Genomic DNA, 16,812 nt, shown 5'->3' with positions numbered 1-16,812 from the left:
ATATTGAATCAAATATGGCTAAATGCCATAACAGAGCTGCCTGTATGATGCTGGCAAGAAATAGGGGTGATTACTTCACATGAGCCGACCGCGCGCACCACGGCACAAACGACTGACGCAAAACCAGCGTTTTGCGATCGTGCGCAAGCGTGCAGAGGGCGTCCCGATCGAGGATCTGGCCCGTGAATTCGGCGTCACGACCCGCAGCATCTTCTACACGTTGAAGGCCAATCAAAGCCGCAAGCTTGATGCGCGCGTGCGCTCCGAATTGGTGAATGTTCGGCTTACGCCAAAGGAGCTTGCGCGCTTTGATGCCGTGCTGACGCGGCATGATATCAACAGCCGGGCGGAGGGGCTGCGGCGGCTGATCTATGCGTCGAACGATCTGTTTGTTCCCGACGATGAACTGGCGAACCAGATGCAGGGGCTGTCGGCCTCGCTCAATCGCACAGGCAACAACATCAACCAGATTGCACAGCGCCTGAACGAGGCAAAACGCCAGGGCAAGACGCCGCCCTATGGCAATTCTGCCCATGGCCAAGTCCGCGCCTTGGCCGGGCTGATCTTCGACATCGCCGACCAGGTTCAGGACATGGCGCAGCGCCGCCGAAGCGCGCTGTCTGGCGAGGTTGCCCGCGTTCTGGGAGGCTTTGCCGATGACCCGGAATAGCGCCATTGCGGCCGCGCAGGAGGCCTTCTTCGACCGTGACTGGAGCCGCATTCGCGGCAGCGTCCCGCGCGCCCGCGCGAAGCACATGGCCCGGGCGGCGATGGGGCATTCCCCTGCGATCTTCAAAGCCATTCGAGACGGCGGAACACACAACAAATCACAGCTGCGCAACCAGCTGGAATACCTGACCACCAAGTCGAGCTTTATCATCGACAGCCGTGGCACCTATGACGGGCAAAGCGTTCTGTCAGCCAAAGAGATCGAGCAGGTCACGCGCCGGTTTTCCGCGCAGTGGAATGAAGGGTTCCATCCAAAGCTGGGACATACCTCACATCTCTTGATGGCCTTCCCAATTGGCACGCGCGGCGAGGATGTAGCCGAGATCACGCGCGAGATTTGCGAGCGGTTCTTTCAGGGCGAAGGCAGCCATTTTGACTACATCGCCGCCGTGCATGAGGACCGGGAGCACCCGCACGCCCACATCGTTCTGAACAGGCGCAGCAAGGACGGTGAATTCTTCTTTATGAAGGAAGGGCACCACTTCAATTACGACAGTTTTCGCGAGGCGATGGTCGAGGTGTCGGACCGCTACGGGCTGCGGCTTGAGGCGACGCGACAGCTCGAGCGTGGCATCACGACGAAGAGGCCCAGCGACGTGGACCAACGTCGTGCAGAAGCTACGGGGCAGAAGCCGACCGAGCGTGAGCGCGTGGGGCCGGAGCTTGACCGTGCCTTGGCTGAGGTGGCGCAGAACGCGCGGCTTTATCGCGGCCTGGCTGCCGAGGCCTCGCGCGAGAACCAGCATGAGATTGCAGCAGCCTTGGACAAGGCCGCGACGCTTTTGGCGCAGGGCAAACCGATTGAAGCAGATGGAAAGGTATATGGCATGGCCGAAGAACAGCATTCGTTTGATGAGGTCGTGGATGCCTTTCACGACAAGATCAACCAAGCCGAACGCATTGTTGCTGAGGCACCGGTCGATCGGCGCGCGGCGCTGGAGCATGAGCTGAACGACATCTATCGTTCACTGTCACATCTCAGCCCAATGGGAACGCAGTCCCACACCTTGCTCGAAGATGCGTCCAAGAGTGGGATCTATTCGGCCGCGAATATACGGGCCGAGGCCCAAGGCGCTTTGCAGGATCCGGCGCTGGCCGAACGCCTCGAACAGGCTTTGAAAGGCACCGGCATTGACGCGCAGGAGGTGACACGTCGAGTCGAAGTCGGCGCGGGCAATGCCGCGCTGGAGCGGCAATGGCTTGGTCAGGATTTGAAGGCGATTGCCGAGAAGGACGGCTATGACCTGTCTCGCGCCGATGAGCTCGAGAAAGCGATCGACCATCTCGACCGGGTTCATAGCGATCTGGGCCGTGTCTTGGCCGATGCTGAGGTTCTCAAAGACAGTGAGGCGGTGGAAGCGGACGGGCAAGCAGCCTTGGTCGACAGGTTGCCGCCGACCACGGCTGATATCCTGAGCCGTTTGAGAGGTGATCCGACCGAAGATCCCTTCCGCAGCGACCTGGAACGCGAGACTTTGCGTGCTGAGCTGGAGGAGCTGGTCGGTGAAGAAAATACCCCTGACTTAGCGATTGGCGATGAGACCGCGCTGGAGGAACAAATCGAAGACCGCCTGGACCGGCTCTATGCGGCCAAGGCCTACCTGCAGAGCGATGCCGCTCTGGCGAACAGTGTGGCGATGGAGTACGTCCTCGACGAAATCGCCAATGAAGAAATTGATGTTCAACGCGCGCGGCATGTCGATAGCGATGGCGAAAAGGGTGTGGCGCATGGGTAAAGCGCGGATCGCTCTTGGCGTCATGAGTTTTGCTGTTCTGGGCGCGGTTCTTGGGTATGTCCTGGCGTCGGCCTTTCTGACATTCCGCTGGTTCGGGGGCGGGGCGGATATCGATTTCCTGATGTTGGCGCGCAGCTATGGGGTTCTCCGAATGACCCATCCGGCCGATATGCAGATTGTTCACCTGATCGTGGGGGGAAGTACAGCAGCCGGTGTTTTGCTCAGTGCGGTCTTGATGAACGACGCTCTGACCAAATTTGGGGAAACCCACTGGCAGCACATGTCCGAGATGAAGCGGAACGGCTTTTTCGGAAAGCCCGGCTACGGCTATGTCGTCGGCAAAATGGGCAAGCCCAATAGTCGCAAACCCTTCGTGATGTCCAAGGTGTTCCCCCATGCCCTGATCGTCGCCCCGACCGGGCGCGGTAAGACGACGGGTTTCGTCATCCCGAACCTTCTGACCTACCAAGGCAGTGCCGTGGTGCTGGACGTAAAAGGTGAAAACTTCGAGGCAACAGCGCGCCAAAGAGCTGCGCAGGGCGACAAGGTGTTCCGGTTTGCGCCCACTGATTGGAAGGACAGCCGCTCGCACCGCTACAATCCCTTGCTGCGAATATCGGCGCTGGAAAACGTCGACCGCCAGCAGATGGAGCTGCAACTTCTGGCCTCGCTGTTCTTGCAAGCTGATAACGACCGCGTCCAAGGGCTCCTCGATGGCGGTATCGATCTGTTCGTGGCGGCAGGGCTTTTAGCTTTCGAGCGCAAGCGACCGACCCTCGGTGAGATTTACCGCATCACCGCATCAGGTGGCGACAAGCAGAAGGAATATCGCCGCCGCGCCGACGAGGTGGTCAACCCAGCCGCCAAGCTGATCTTCATGCGCATGGCTTCGACCAACAACGACACGCTGACGTCCTACCTGTCGCTTCTGATGACCTCGGGCCTCAAACAATGGTCAAACCCCGCCATCGACCGTGCAACGGCAACTTCTGACTTCGATTTTCGGGATATCCGAAAAGCGCCGTTTTCGGTTTATCTCGTGGTCGAACCACTGATGGTGAAACCGCTCGCGCCGCTGATCCGCTTGTTCTTCTCAGATTTGTTAGCATCGCTTCAGGACCATGAACCTGGCAAGGACGAACCTTGGCCGGTGATGATCATGCTCGACGAGTTCAACCGTCTGGGCAAAATGCCGATCGTTCTGGACAGCATTGAGACACTGCGGTCTTACCGGGCCAACCTCGCGATCGTCACACAGACCATCCCGGCGCTAGATGAAATCTACGGCGAAAATGCCCGGCGTGCCTTGCAGGGCAACGCGGGCATCAAGCTCTATCTGACTCCCTCAGATGAAAAGACCATCGAAGAGCTCAGCAAAGCTGTCGGCAAAACCACCAAGCGCGTTGTGACCCACTCGCGCTCAGTCGGTCGCAACCCCTTCTCCGGTCGCAGTATGTCTGAACGGACCGAAGAGACCGCGTTGCTGCCCGAGGATGAAGCGCGGCGCATGGATCTTGATGACATCGTTCTGGTGGTCGACGCGCAAATGCCCGTGCGCGCCAAACGGATCAAATACTATGACGACCGGTTCTTTAAGCAGATCTTCGACAAGCAAACCGGCGATCTGCCGTACCCGTCCGCCGGGGACCAAATGCGTGGTCTGCAAGGGCAAATTAAAGCGCTGGAGGAGAAGATTGGGGCGCTTGAGGTGCCGAAGGTGATGCCTGCTGAGGGATCTGAAAGTAGCGGGAAGCGACGTGAAGAGATCGATGATTTGGCCAGAGAAGAGCGGGAGGTGACGTCAGGCAACAAGCCTAGTCGGGGCGAATATCAGGCGGGAACAGATCGGGTGGAGAGGTTCATTGCGGGGGCGGCTGACCGATGAGTGTAGGCGGCAGAAGCATCCTCTCTTGGTGCATATTCCAATCAGAATTCGCCGTAATAGATGCACATCGCGCAGGCCCTAAAGCGGCATCTTAGGCTTTTTCTTAAGGTTCAGGTTAACAGAGTTGCATGAACACCGAAGCCCTTCTGGTGCAGTGCCTTTGGGAGTAATATACAGCCATGATCCGCAGTCATCGCATTGTGCGCATGCCAGCAGATCCTTGAACGCCTTAACAATAGGTATAAAGTCGTTGGGACTAAAGTTGGCCCACTCGTTGAAATGTACGGCCTTATTGACGGTCCAGTCTTCCTCGCCCTTGTGGGTGTTGGCTGCCTTGAGACGTTGCTTGCGAGCCTGCGCTTTGGACTTTTGGTCCTCGTTGCCCCAGGATTGCGCCGAGTCGACGGCTTTTCCTAGGAGATCTGACAGTCTAGAAAAAGCGCTCGGTAATAGCCCCCCTAGATCGTAGCTGTTGTCTGCTCTGAAGACCGTTTGCGCCCCCAGTTGATCCGCAAGGAGTCGGGCGACAAACTCCATGTGACGCCGCAAAATCGGAGCGGCAACTTCGACCTTACCCTTAGCCAAAGCTGTATCGATTTCCACCCAAATTTCTGGGTTCGATTCCACCAACGGACCGGTGTCCACAGACCAACTATCAAAGGCCATAGATGTTTTTCGGGTCACCAGCTTTGCCGAACGCATCTGCTCTGCCCAAACTTTGTCATGGGTGGCAATCACGAATTGCGTGTTTGGGAATTCTGCCATCAAAAGTTTGCAAAATTGGTAACGATGGTCTGCATCGACAGACATCACAACATCATCGAGCAGCGCGACGGTAAAACGGTCACCCAAGAGCCGCTTCATCAATGCAAGGTATAGGCATACACCCATGCCATCTTGGTGACCTTCGCTATGAAAAGCACCTGGTGGGAAAAGTCCCCGCTCGTAGAAATTCACATCAAAATCGAGACGCCCTTCAGTTGCTTTAAAACGTGCGACAAATTTTTGCTCATCGCCGTCATTTAAGAGGCGATAAAACTTGCTGAAATCATCTTCGACGGCCTCGTATAGCTCGTCGAGTTCCGACTCCATCGCTGCGCACCAAGCGTCATATGCGACTTTGCTGGCGTCTCGTGCCTTTTTGGAAGCTGTCTCGGTGAAACGTGCTGCTTTGTAGTCCTTGAACCGCTGTTCAGCATTGATCAGAAAACTCTGTGCGGCCAACGAAGCAGATTGATCAGGCTTCGCGCGAATAGCGCTCATAAAGTCCGCCAGTTTGGCCCCAAAGCCTTCCGGAATGGCTGGCCATCCACTGGCCAAGCGATCCTTCAACTCCAAGATTGTTGCGAAAGACTTTAGTTGTTCCTGAAAAAACGCCAAGTCTTTGCCCCATGCGACGACGCTGGACAGCATTTCAACTGCGCTCTCAATCTTGGCAATACGGTGAGTTTCGAGCAGCAGCGCTTTCAAGTTTCCCACTTCCGTCGAAAGTGATGATGCATGCTCAATGAGCTTTTGCTTCAGCTCTCCTGCCGCTTGCGATTTCTGTTGCTTGGCATGTAGGTGCGAAAGAAGATGTGCTTCATCGGGCCATTCATGATCGCACATTGGACATGACGGTCCGTCCACCAACTTCAAGCCGCTCTTCACCAACTCCCGTTGTTGCAACGAAACGAGGAGCCGTGCGTCTTTTTCGAGTTGCTCGATCTGATCGATAAGAGCTTCAGCATCCGGAGACGGAGATTGCCCAAGCTCGACGATCTTCTTGTTAAGCTTGTCCAGTTCGATCAGTGCTGCGGATTTATTGAGCGATTGTTCACCGGTAGGTTCCGCCAAGCCCTGGTCGATGATTGTATCAGCCGTCATTGCATCGTGGATTTCCAGTCCTAGCAGCTTGCGCTTTGCATTGACCGCTTCCAGCATTTCAGCTGCAGACAAAGACGTGATGCCTAGGTGCTGCAACAGCGTATCTCTTTTGTCCTGCGTATCCGTTTCCGCTGCAATCGCTGCCCGGTTGAGCTTGCCGTATGCTGTGTTCAGTGCCGAACGGGTCTGACCCAACTCATCGATCTTTAGAATCTCTTGAATCTGTGCCGATCGCTTCGTTGGTTCAACCAAGATGAATTTCAGAATTTCTCTTCTCGCCAAAGTGATTTCGGGATGCTGAGAAACTTCGTCCAAAATTTCCACGATGTCCGGATCGTTCGGTTCGATACTTGGCTTCTTGGGGGCAGAAACCTTGCGAGTGAGCTTGGCTTTTTTGCCAAGTGTCGGGAAGGATACCTCCAGCTCTACAAATGCAGCATCTGGGAATTTGATATGGTCTACATGAGGACCATGATCTGCTAGTGACAGCCCTTTGGTTCCGGTTCCGGTCAATCTGCCAATCTGACCAGTTAGCGCAAATTCGATGGCGTCAATGACCCCACTTTTTCCCGAGCCGTTCGGGCCGGATATCGCGAAGGTCTTCTCAGCCAAGTTGATGTCCAACTTACGAATTCCACGAAATTCTTCGATGTGTGCTGAAACGATCTTGATCACAGAACTTCCCCTCCGTCTGGAAGAGTGAAAATCGCGGCCAGATCGTCAGCCTTAATTTTTCGACCTTCTTTCAGGAGCGCTTCAAGCTTCGTTGTTTTGGATGAGTCGAAATTTTCATCATTTGAAAGTGTTTCGAGAAATTTGTTTGCAACTGAATCCTGAAGCGACGCCATTTTACACCAAGCTTGTTTAACCTGATTTACTATAGGTTGAGTGCCAGTTTCTCGTAAGGGGTCTTGTTTGGAAAAGTTTGAAATCTGACACCATCCGAAAGCTTTGACTGGCATGGCGCTTATTGCAAGACGCTGTCTTGGCAGGCTTTCTAGCAATACCTTTCTAACTTGAAGCAGCTTGAAAAGGACCAATTCACTCCAGCCGCTTCGCTCGTTCTGCTACCCGCTGAACCATCGAAACAGACGCAGTGCTAGCTTGCCGTATCCCAGCCCCCGCAACTTCCGCGTTTGACCTCGCTCCAAATCTTGCCCGCGCCAGTGACCCTTTGGTGCCAATCAAGCCCTTTGCGAACCCACCCGGACCGGGAATGCTCGGGGGCCCAGCCATCATGAAGTTGCCTGAGATTGAGCGGACGATCAGCGGGGTGGCGATGATCATGCCGCCTGCGAGAAACATCATCATGAAGAAAGGCACCAGCGCGCCGATGTTGCTCGCGCCAGAGGGATCGCCGAGCTCGGTCATTAGTGAGCGCGACATTCCGACGACGGTGGAAAAAACCCCCGCGATCACGAGGGGGTAGAGCGCATAGGATACCGTGCTGGACAGCCAGCGATGGAAATAGTCCTTGCTGACATCAAAAAGCGAAAGCGCGATCATGATGGGGGCGATGCCGATTATGAAGGCCAGCATAATCTTCGCGAAGATCAGGACCAGGCCGCAGAGCGCACCGATGACGCCCAATAGGAACGCGCCGATCGCGCCGATCAGGGCTCCGGCCATCCAATGCATGTTGTCTCCTGCCGCATTCAGGTAGTCACCAAATTCTTCGATGAGGTCGTCAAAGGCCCCGGCAAAGTAGGATGCACCTGCACCGCCGCCGCCAAGCCCGGCCACCATGCCGCCCGCGAGCTGGTCAAGCCCGTTGATGAGGGCGCTGGCCACCGCGTTGAATTGGACCCAATTCATCGCAAACAGGGAGATGAGCATGAGCTTGAGGGCGAACCAGAAGGCAGTCCGCCCATCCGTGGATTTGTACTGAAACACCATGTTGAGGAAGACGCCGATCACCGCGAGCGTCGAGGCCACCGCAATGACGCCGCCAAGCTGCCCGGCGACGTTGCCAAAAGTGGTTTGGGCCGCGTCTTCCAGAAAGTTGTCGGTTGTCTCAACCATCCATGTGACGACGCCCATAGGATCCCCCTCAGTTAGGTTTAGGCGCTCGCGCCGGTGCGACGTTTCAGGAAGGCCTTCAGGATGTGCTCGCCGTCAAAATCTGGCACGACCGAGACTAGCTCCCAGCCATCTTGTCCAAGGGCGGTCAGCTGCGCTTCGATCTTTGGCGGCTTTGTTTTGGCCGTGTTGATCTGTTCAATCTTGTATTCAAGCATGGGCTATTTCCTTTGAATGGGCCGGATCTATCGGCAGGTAGAATTCGGTGATGCCGCGCGCGCCTTCATGGCGACCGGCCTGAATGATCACATCGATCGAGCGGGTGATGTAGTCGTTCATGTCCTGGTAGGTCATGGGCACGTCCATTTTCAGGGCGGCGATGGCGAGACGCTGGATTGCCAGCTGCGGCGTTTCAGCGTGCAGCGTGGTGAGAGAGCCACCATGCCCAGTGTTGATCGCCTCGAGGAAGGTCATGGCCTCTTTGCCGCGTACTTCACCCAGGACGATACGGTCCGGCCGCATGCGCAGGGTAGAGGTCAGCAGGACATCAGCGCTGCGTGTGACCTCGTCGCGGTCAGACATCAGCGTGACGACATTAGGCTGCGTTGGACGTAGTTCGGCGGCTTCTTCGATGGTGATGATGCGCTCGTCGGCGGGCACAAAGGAGAGGATCTTACGCGCCGTGACGGTCTTGCCGGTCGAGGTCCCGCCGGAGACGATCATGTTGAGCTTGTGCGTCACACAGAACTTGATCGCGGCGTCGATGTCGCCGGTGGCCACGAAATCGCGCAGCTCGGCGTTGCGCTTGCGCCTTGCCCCCTCGTTGCTGCGTTCTTTGCCGAAGAGGTAGGACAGCTTGATCTGGTCCAATGGCAGGTCCGCAAAGAACCGCAGCGAAATCGCGTAACCGCCATCAACGGCCGGAGGCTGTATGACTTGCGCGCGGATTGGGCGGTCACGGTAGGTGATGCTGACTGACACAATCGGTTTGGTCCGGCTGAGCGTCGTGTTCGCGGCGGAAGCAATCTGATTGCCTAAGTCTTTGATCTCGTTCTGCGAGAGCCGTCGATTGACGCGCCGCATAAAGTGATCCCCCTGAAACTCCGCCCAGGGCGTGCCGTCGGGGTTGATACAAAGCTCGATCAGCTTTGGATCACGCGCCTCGGGGATCTTGTCCATCGAGCTTTGCAGATAGCTGGCCGCCATAATCAGAAAATCTCCAGATCGCGGTCGACCATCACGGTGACGCGGGCACCCTGATCCACATAGATCACGGGCGAGACGGAGAGGTATTCGCCAATCACGCTTTGAGCGCTGTCTTGCAGGTCTTCGCCAATACCCTCTAGCACATCTGAGGTGATCTCATCTTCGGTGTTCTGCGCGGCGACGGCAGGCAAGGCTCCGATCAGCGATATCAGGGCGGCTGACCCAAACCGGGTGCCAAAACGGCTATCGACGAAACCGGTTGTGCCGGACCGCCCCAGTTCATCACCTCCGAAGGCGCTGATTTCGACGGTCTGGTTGCTGGGCAGAATGATCCGGTCCCAGGCGATGGTCACGCGTCGTTGTGCTATGTCGAGCCCGGATTGATACCGCCCGATCAGACGTGCGCCGCGTGGGATCAGGATCCGCGAGCCGTCATAGGCGTGGACATCTTCCGATACAATCGCGCGGACCTGACCGGCGAGCGAGCTGTCGATTGCGGTCTCAAGCACCGCCTGGATCATCGTGCCCTGAACAACCGTGATTGACGGGTTCACGATCAACTGGGCTTGCGTCACCTCAGCAGGTTCAGCGCCGTTGCGGACAAAGTCTGTGTCGCCATCAAGTCGCCGTTGCTGCACGGCGGTCTCTGCATTGCCGGTGCCCGAACCGCCAAAGGCGATAATTGGGCTAGCAATACGGGCTTGCAGTTCCTCAAGTTCGGCCTGCCGTCGCCGCTCGAGCTCTTGAAGACGCAGTTCTTCGGCCGTGGGGCCGGTTGGGGCTGGCGTGCGCGGGGTCTCCAGGCGTGCAAGCTCTAGATCGTTCTGTAGTCGCTGGATTTGCCGTGCGCGTTCCTCCAGCTCCTCGCGCAGGGCGGTTTGCGTCGCAGCGGCCTCACTGCGTAGGGCATCGATCTCTGCGCCCAAGGTATCCAATGCTTCTGTGTCCACGGTTGGGGCTTCAGGTGCAGGTGTGTTGAGCAGGGCTTCGAGCTCGGTGCGCATTGCGTCTATTTGCGCGCGCAGCTCTTCCGTTTCGCTATCTGGTTCCGGCTCCGGCGGCGGAGTTGTGTCAATCGGTGCAGGCGTGGGCTCGAGCGCACCAAAGCCCGGTCCCGCTGCTTGGAATTCATCCGGGGAGGCGGTTTCCAGGCTGTCGGGTTCAGAACCGCCAGAGAACAACAGCAAGAGGCCGCCAAGAGCGGCGATTGCCGAGATGCCCAACCCAACAGCGACAAATGACGGTCGTGCCTTTGAGTTTTGTGATTTACCTTCAAGCGCTTCGAGGCGCTTCTTAAGCTCAGCTGTTTCACTCATCGTGGTTTGCCTCGCTCATCTCTTGTACGCAGATCTCGTCCTCGCCGAGCCTGAGAACCCATCGATCGCTGACACCTGACACACGGATCACGCCGTCTGGCCGCGCGAGCGCATTCACGCTGCGCTCATTGCCGTTTGACCAGCGAAAGATCGCAGGCAGCGGCGCGTTTGCGGTAAAGCGGAAGTAAGTGAAGGTGCCGTCGTCCCAAATCTCGCGCGGAGTGATTTCGGACCGCGCGCTGACGCCATAGGCGTGGTTTGCTGGCGCGTTCGCTGCCACACGCGATTGCCGAGGGGACGCCTCGGGATAGGTGAAGCGGATGACATAGAACGTCGGAGAGCTCGCCTCAGTGACGTTGAAATAGTAACTGCGCCGGTTGGTATAGACGGTGATGTTGGTATGCGCGCCGGGCGTGACGGGCTTGATTGCAAAGGCCTGGCCACCGGGCACGCCGTCCAAAAGGAACCCTTCGGTATCGCCTGCAATGATTGAGCGGATGGTCTCGCCTTGGCCGAATTCAATGCTGGTCACATGGGTCAGGCTGGTGCGAATGCGGTAGACCTGCCCATCCTGATAGGTGGCGAGCCGCACACGGGCATCATAGGGGCCTTGTCGCGGCTGAGTCTCCGCATAGGCGGTGCCTGCAATCGGAACAATGAGGGCGAGGATCAGGAACAGGCGGCGCATTGGTTACTCCAAACGATCCGAGCGGATCGCGTATTCGGTGACAGTGAAGCCGAAGGGGTTCTGCCAGACATCGTCGATCGACCGGCTGTTCTCGGGTAGAAACTCAAACATCAGGGTTGCGGTGAAGAGCCCGTTTTGACTGCCGCGCGGCGAATTGAGCCGCTTGCGCAGGCGCACTTGGGCGCGATTGGCGCTGATGTGCGTGATCGACAAAACTTCGACATCAAGCCGGGCATCTGTGCCGTAGCTGTCCGGCGGGTAGGCCTCATGGCCGCTGGTCCAAAGCGCGCGCAGTCCCGCGGCGGCCGCGCCGTCCGATTGGTCCAGGGCCCGCCGCGCGCGCATGTCATTGTCGAGCTGATTATAGGTCTCTCGATCAATGACATAGCGGTAGACCTGTGCCTCGATGATAGCGGGGCGTTCCGTGAGTGAGACCGCTTCAACCATGGCATTGGGTAGGGCCATGCCGGTTTCGCTATCAAAGGGCACGATCATAGGCGGCGGGTCCACGTCGAACAGGGCAACAAGGGCAGCGGCGAGGCAGCCTGTCATGCCAAACGCCATGCCTGTCAGCCCCAGTTTCTGCCACATGAGCTCGCGTCGTCGTGCGCCATAGACGAGCTCTTCTTCGATGATTTCTGCATCGCTGTTCATGGGATCAGTCCGCGCGCAGGTCTGGAAGGGTAAAGTCCATGTAGCGGCGTTCTTCGGCTAGCGTCGCGGCATCCACCACGCCGGACTGGCCCGCGCCGACAGTCTGAATGGCTTCGAGCTCCCACATGCGCGTCATGGCGATGGCCAGCTCAGCCGTGACGCGGGTGTTGTGATCGACGGCTTCCTTGAGCGTTTCCATGTCGGGGATCAGGGAAACCAGCTGTTCGACCCGCTTGAGGGATTGCGCGGCCTCGTCATAACTGTTCTCAGCCGCAGCCGACATCACTGCCCCAGTGCCTGCCTGGCTGGCAATGCGCTCAGCCCCTGGATTTCCGCTGCTCGCCATGTTGGAGAGGGTATCTTGGTCGAACCCTGCCTCTTCAAGCGCTTGCGTCATGCGGCCTTCCATTTGAGGGGCGGCGTTGCCGATAAGGCCGCTGAAATCGCCACTTTGGATTTGCCGGATGGTGCCAAGGAGATCGCCGAATTCCTGATCGAGAAGCCCATCAAGATCACCGCCCATGGCCATCTCGATGATGTCAGTTGCGCCGGTCAGGGCCGCGTAGGTCTCGTTAAGCGTGTCGAGTTGTTGTTGCACCAGGTCGAGCTGTTCGAGAAGCGTGTCGAGCTGGTCGGTCTGGATCCCGAAATCCTCCAGCATCTGCTGCAGCTGACGAATTTCCTGCGCGATGTTGCGTGTGTCGACCGTCGGCACACCTTGGGCAGATGCAGGAGACGCAAGCAACAATGCGCAAATGGAAATGCTTGAAAGAAAGCGGATCATCGGAGTACCTCCAGATCGAATTGCATGAAGTCTTGTTCGCGCGCCTGCGCGGCCGCCATAGCCAGCTCAGCGGTGCTAAGCGGGCGGGTGTGGGCGGATTTGAGGCGGGTGCGGATGGCGATCAAACGGGCGAGTTCGGCCCGCGCGTAGGTGTTGAGCGACATGGCCGCATGAATGTCGTCAGTTTCGCCAATGCGCCTGATGATGTCCTGCACCCGAAGCGCGGCCGCTTGCACCGAGACCAAGGAGTAGTCGCCATAGACCCCTGCGCCGAACGAGGTCAGGCTCATCGTGGAGTTGGCAAGCAAGACAGGATCAATCGTGCCAAGCGCATCGAGGCCGCCGACGCGTGCAATGTAGAGATTGTAGCGTTCGGGGATCACTTGAACGTAGTGCTGGGTTTCGGAAATGGGTGGCACGCCACCGTAGCGCTGCACATTGCCGGGACCGGCGTTGTAGGCGGCCAGCCCGTGAATGATGTTGCCGTCAAACATGGCCAGCATCTGCGCCAGATAGCGCGCGCCGCCTATGACCTGGATATAGGGTTTTTCGTAATAGGCCGGATAAATCCCGAGATCCTGCGCCGTGCCGGGCATGATCTGGGTCAGGCCGAACGCGCCTACAGGCGAGCGCGCACCAATGGTAAAACGGCTTTCTTGCCAGATCAGCGCCTGCAACAGGTAGCGCCATTGCTTGGGCGACAGGCCCGCCGCGCGCACGCCGGACATGTGGTGCGTTTCTTGAGCGGCGCGAATGATCAGCTCTTCGATTGAGCCCGAGGCATCGCCGAACATTTGGGCTGCGCCAGGGTTTGGGTCGACCGGGCCGTATAGCTGTCCTGCGGCACTCTCAGGCGATGAGCCTGCTTCCAGGCTTGCGACCAGTGCGCCTGAGTTCCCGCTGGCCAACGTCGTGGCATCGAGAATGCCTTCCAGCGCTTGGAGTTGTTCTTGCTGGAGCTCTTCAAGCTCGTCTTCTTTGGTCAACCGATCTCGTTGCAGCGCCAGATCTTGCTCGCCCTGCTGCAACACGCGTTCACGCTGCAGGAACATGCCCGCATCAAATGTGGGCACGCCTTGGGCAAAGGCCGCTGGTGCGGCAAAACAGACCAAACCCGCAAAGATATGCAGGCGGTGCTTACTCACTGAGACCACCAATCGGCCCGAGTAGCTCGAAGTTACAGTTGCTGCGGCTGACCTCGGCAAACGAGTTGAAACATTCGGCTTCAGACGGCCGGTATTCTGCACAGGCTGTCAGGGTCAAAAGGGTGAGGGTCAGCACGCAAAGTCTACGCATCAATCTGTCTCCAAAATTCCGGGTTTTGGCGATAATCCGCGCCGACCAGCGCCTCGCCTTTTTCCATTCCGCCAAGGATCGTGAGGTAGGGCCCAAGGGCGCTGAGATCAGCGTCGATCACCACCGAGCCTTGATCATCGCGCACCAGCGCCAGACGGGAATTGCTGCCTGTGCTGAGCAATACGCTGAGCTCTTTCTCAGAAAGGCCTAGCATGGTGTAATCGCTGGCCGAGGCGCGGATGTTGGGAAGCAAGAGCTGCGTCGGCACAGCCTCGACAATCGTTTTGCCTGTGCGGGTCTTTTCAAGCTGGCTTGCGTATTGGGTCATCATCACGACCACGGCGTTCTGTTTGCGCGCGGTCACGAGCCAATTGCTCAGCCGATCGGCGAAATACGGGTTATCCAGCGCCTTCCAGGCCTCATCGATGATGATCAACGTCGGTTGGCGATCCTCAATCACCCGCTCCACCCGACGAAACAGGTAGGACAGGACCGCCATGCGTTCCTTCTCGCTTTCGCTGTCGAGAATGCCGGTCAGGTCGAACCCAACAACATCACCATCGAGCGAGAAGGTATCCTCAGCGCCTTGACCGAAAATCCAACCGTGGCGGCCATCAGCAGTCCATTCCTGAATCCGTTCGAACAGATCTCCTTCATCTGCCCCCGCCACAAAGAGCGAGGCCAAATCCTGCCAGTTGCGTAGGGCGGCATCGCTCGCCCCGGCGTTCTGGCGCACCACTTCTTGGATGCGATTGATCTGAACAGGGCTCAGGGGCTTGTCGGCACGATGCAGTAGCTTGGCTAGCCAATCAGAAAGCCAGGCTTGCCCGCGCCCATCGATTTCGGTGCGCAGCGGGTTGAGACCGGTTGCTTCACCCGCTTTGATGGCGCTGTAGCGCCCGCCATTGGCCCGCACGGCCATTTCCATTCCCGCGCGATAGTCGAACACGAACACGCGCGCGTCGCAGCGACGGGCTTGGGTCATCAGGAAGGCCGACAGCACTGACTTGCCTGAGCCAGGACGGCCGAGGATCAGGGTATGCCCGCCGGTCGGTTCTTTGTCCGGCTGACCCGTCTCATGATAGTTGAACAGGAAACCTGAGCGTTCAGGCGTCGGGAAGAGAGTGATAGGCTTGCCCCAAGGCACTTTGTGGCCAGGTTTGCCCAGTTGACCGCGATGCAGTGCTGCGAGGTCGGCAAAGTTCGTGTTCGTGATGGCGGCCTTGCGGCTGCGCATTTGCCCATTGCCAGGATGCTGCGCGAAATAATGGGTGCGCGCCGCAAAGCTCTCGTTCACCAGATTGACGCCTTCACTGGCAGCTATATTGCGCACCTCGGCGGCGATTGCTTCCAGCTTTTCCTCGGTCTCGGCGAAGACCGTGCCCGTCATGTGATGATCACCAAAGCTGAGCCGCTTGGATTCCAGATCGTCGAGCGCGTCGACCAGTTCTTCTGCGAGAGAAAACGCGCCATCATCACTGGCCTTCATCAGACGCTGTTGGCGTTTGATCCGGCTGGCCATGATGTTGCTGTTGATCGGCGTGAAGGAATGGGTGACGACCATGTCGACTGGCAGGTTCAGCTCATCGAACATAGTGCAGCTGGTTTTGGCTGGGTAAGTCTTGATCGCAAAGCTGGTTCCGAACCGCTTGCCCGCCGTCCCATCATCCAGCGCAAAGCCTAGCCCCTGAAACGTGACACGCGTGTTAGCCACATCCTCGGCAATGATGCCAAAGCGGGATTTTGCGAAAAGCGGTCGCTCTTGACCGATGTTGAGCGCCCCGAGGAAACCCAGCAGTTCGCCGCTTTCGGCCCCAAGAAGGCGCGGGTTCATTTCGGCAAATGACGACAGCAGAAAACCGACGACTTCCTCGAGTTTGCGCAGCTGCTTAGCCGTCTGGCCTTTCAACTGTGCGATTGAGTCTGCGCGTTTCAGACGCAGCCGCGCGCCGAGGGGAGGGCGTTTCAGCACGGTGAGCGTGAGCGTCTTGTCCCGCAGGCCTGCCCGCGCCATGGCCGTTTGCCAGCGGATGTCCAGCGCTTGTGCAAACCCTTCCTCGGGCACCGGTGGCAAGGCGGTCTCGATCTCTTTTGAAACCTTGTGAACGTAGAAACTGTACTCCGGCCCTATCTGCGCGATGATCGCCGCGAAGAGCGCGCGGACCTTCTCCAAATGCGGGTCATCGCTTGTCATGCTGTTGACGCCACCAAGGCGGATGCACTGGAACAAAGCATTGCCGCGCGTGCGGATCGTCACATCATTTACCAGGCTTACATAGGGCAGCATGCTGGCCATAGGCCGCTCTTTGTGCGCCCAGTCCGGCAGTCCGGCAAGATTATCCGAAGGGTCATGGAGCATAGCTGTCCCCCGAATGGATCTTGCGGTTCGGGGTGGGTGGCGTTTCCTGCAGTGATGTCACCATCACCTCAAGAAAGGCCGGGTCCCAGTCAGCGGCTTTCCACAGCGCAGGATAGGCCAGAGCGGCAATGATGATCACCGGCCAATTCTGGACCCAGAGAAACAGCAGCACAAACCCGAACAGCCAGACCATCGCATACATGATCGGCAGCCCGATGAGCTTTGGTGGCCGGATAAGTCCCAGGAAGAGGCGGGTTTGTGTCGCCATGCCGAA

Annotated in this window: 15 protein-coding genes; 3 read left to right on the top strand and 12 right to left on the bottom strand. The window is 57.9% G+C overall.

Going from position 1 to position 16,812, the window contains the following annotated elements; genetic code table 11:
• Positions 1-79: 79 nt before the first annotated feature.
• The 3 genes from ACR0LX_RS04695 to ACR0LX_RS04685 are packed head-to-tail and all read left to right on the top strand — an operon-like array spanning position 80 to position 4,350.
• On the top strand, positions 80-670 hold the full coding sequence (locus ACR0LX_RS04695; RefSeq protein ID WP_170610019.1) for a hypothetical protein: 591 nt from the start codon (positions 80-82) through the stop codon (positions 668-670).
• Positions 657-2,465 (top strand): relaxase/mobilization nuclease domain-containing protein, encoded by a 1,809-nt coding sequence (locus ACR0LX_RS04690; RefSeq protein WP_170610021.1) that lies wholly within the window; start codon positions 657-659, stop codon positions 2,463-2,465. The genes ACR0LX_RS04695 and ACR0LX_RS04690 overlap by 14 nt, the downstream gene beginning before the upstream one ends.
• On the top strand, positions 2,458-4,350 hold the full coding sequence (locus ACR0LX_RS04685; RefSeq protein WP_480782902.1) for a type IV secretory system conjugative DNA transfer family protein: 1,893 nt from the start codon (positions 2,458-2,460) through the stop codon (positions 4,348-4,350). Before ACR0LX_RS04690 ends, ACR0LX_RS04685 begins: the two co-directional genes overlap by 8 nt.
• Positions 4,351-4,428: 78 nt before the next feature.
• Here ACR0LX_RS04685 and ACR0LX_RS04680 read toward each other — a convergent pair whose 3' ends face one another.
• The 12 genes from ACR0LX_RS04680 to ACR0LX_RS04625 form a co-directional block, all read right to left on the bottom strand.
• A complete protein-coding gene (locus ACR0LX_RS04680) occupies positions 4,429-6,891 on the bottom strand; it encodes an AAA family ATPase (protein ID WP_170610023.1) in 2,463 nt (820 codons plus the stop codon).
• Entirely contained in the window at positions 6,888-7,256 is a 369-nt protein-coding gene (locus ACR0LX_RS04675) for a hypothetical protein (RefSeq protein ID WP_170610025.1), read from the bottom strand. The genes ACR0LX_RS04680 and ACR0LX_RS04675 overlap by 4 nt, the downstream gene beginning before the upstream one ends.
• A 1-nt stretch (position 7,257) precedes the next feature.
• Positions 7,258-8,256 carry a TrbL/VirB6 family protein gene (locus ACR0LX_RS04670; RefSeq protein WP_170610027.1) on the bottom strand — a complete coding sequence of 333 codons (999 nt, stop codon included), beginning with the start codon at positions 8,254-8,256 and terminating at the stop codon, positions 7,258-7,260.
• Positions 8,257-8,276: 20 nt separating this feature from the next.
• Positions 8,277-8,453 carry a DUF4177 domain-containing protein gene (locus ACR0LX_RS04665; RefSeq protein WP_170610028.1) on the bottom strand — a complete coding sequence of 59 codons (177 nt, stop codon included), beginning with the start codon at positions 8,451-8,453 and terminating at the stop codon, positions 8,277-8,279.
• Positions 8,446-9,441, bottom strand: coding sequence for an ATPase, T2SS/T4P/T4SS family (locus ACR0LX_RS04660; RefSeq protein WP_170610030.1), 996 nt, complete (start codon positions 9,439-9,441; stop codon positions 8,446-8,448). The genes ACR0LX_RS04665 and ACR0LX_RS04660 overlap by 8 nt, the downstream gene beginning before the upstream one ends.
• Before the next feature lie 2 nt (positions 9,442-9,443).
• Positions 9,444-10,757, bottom strand: a complete 1,314-nt coding sequence (locus ACR0LX_RS04655; RefSeq protein WP_170610032.1) for a TrbI/VirB10 family protein — start codon at positions 10,755-10,757, stop codon at positions 9,444-9,446.
• A complete protein-coding gene (locus ACR0LX_RS04650; protein WP_170610034.1) occupies positions 10,750-11,445 on the bottom strand; it encodes a TrbG/VirB9 family P-type conjugative transfer protein in 696 nt (231 codons plus the stop codon). The genes ACR0LX_RS04655 and ACR0LX_RS04650 overlap by 8 nt, the downstream gene beginning before the upstream one ends.
• Positions 11,446-11,448: 3 nt before the next feature.
• Positions 11,449-12,099 (bottom strand): VirB8 family type IV secretion system protein, encoded by a 651-nt coding sequence (locus ACR0LX_RS04645; RefSeq protein ID WP_480782736.1) that lies wholly within the window; start codon positions 12,097-12,099, stop codon positions 11,449-11,451.
• Between the two features lie 4 nt (positions 12,100-12,103).
• Positions 12,104-12,883 (bottom strand): type IV secretion system protein, encoded by a 780-nt coding sequence (locus ACR0LX_RS04640; protein WP_170610038.1) that lies wholly within the window; start codon positions 12,881-12,883, stop codon positions 12,104-12,106.
• Positions 12,880-14,028: a lytic transglycosylase domain-containing protein gene (locus ACR0LX_RS04635; RefSeq protein WP_170610039.1), complete on the bottom strand. Its 1,149-nt coding sequence runs from the start codon at positions 14,026-14,028 to the stop codon at positions 12,880-12,882. The genes ACR0LX_RS04640 and ACR0LX_RS04635 overlap by 4 nt, the downstream gene beginning before the upstream one ends.
• A gap of 143 nt (positions 14,029-14,171) precedes the next feature.
• Entirely contained in the window at positions 14,172-16,538 is a 2,367-nt protein-coding gene (locus ACR0LX_RS04630) for a VirB4 family type IV secretion/conjugal transfer ATPase (protein ID WP_170610041.1), read from the bottom strand.
• Complete coding sequence (locus ACR0LX_RS04625; RefSeq protein ID WP_170610043.1) at positions 16,528-16,806, bottom strand: VirB3 family type IV secretion system protein; 279 nt, start codon at positions 16,804-16,806, stop codon at positions 16,528-16,530. Before ACR0LX_RS04625 ends, ACR0LX_RS04630 begins: the two co-directional genes overlap by 11 nt.
• Positions 16,807-16,812: the final 6 nt, after the last annotated feature.

This window comes from Ruegeria sp. CH11 (assembly GCF_056537105.1).
The sequence above is the reverse complement of the archived record's forward strand: the minus strand, read 5'-3'. Positions and strand labels throughout refer to the sequence as shown.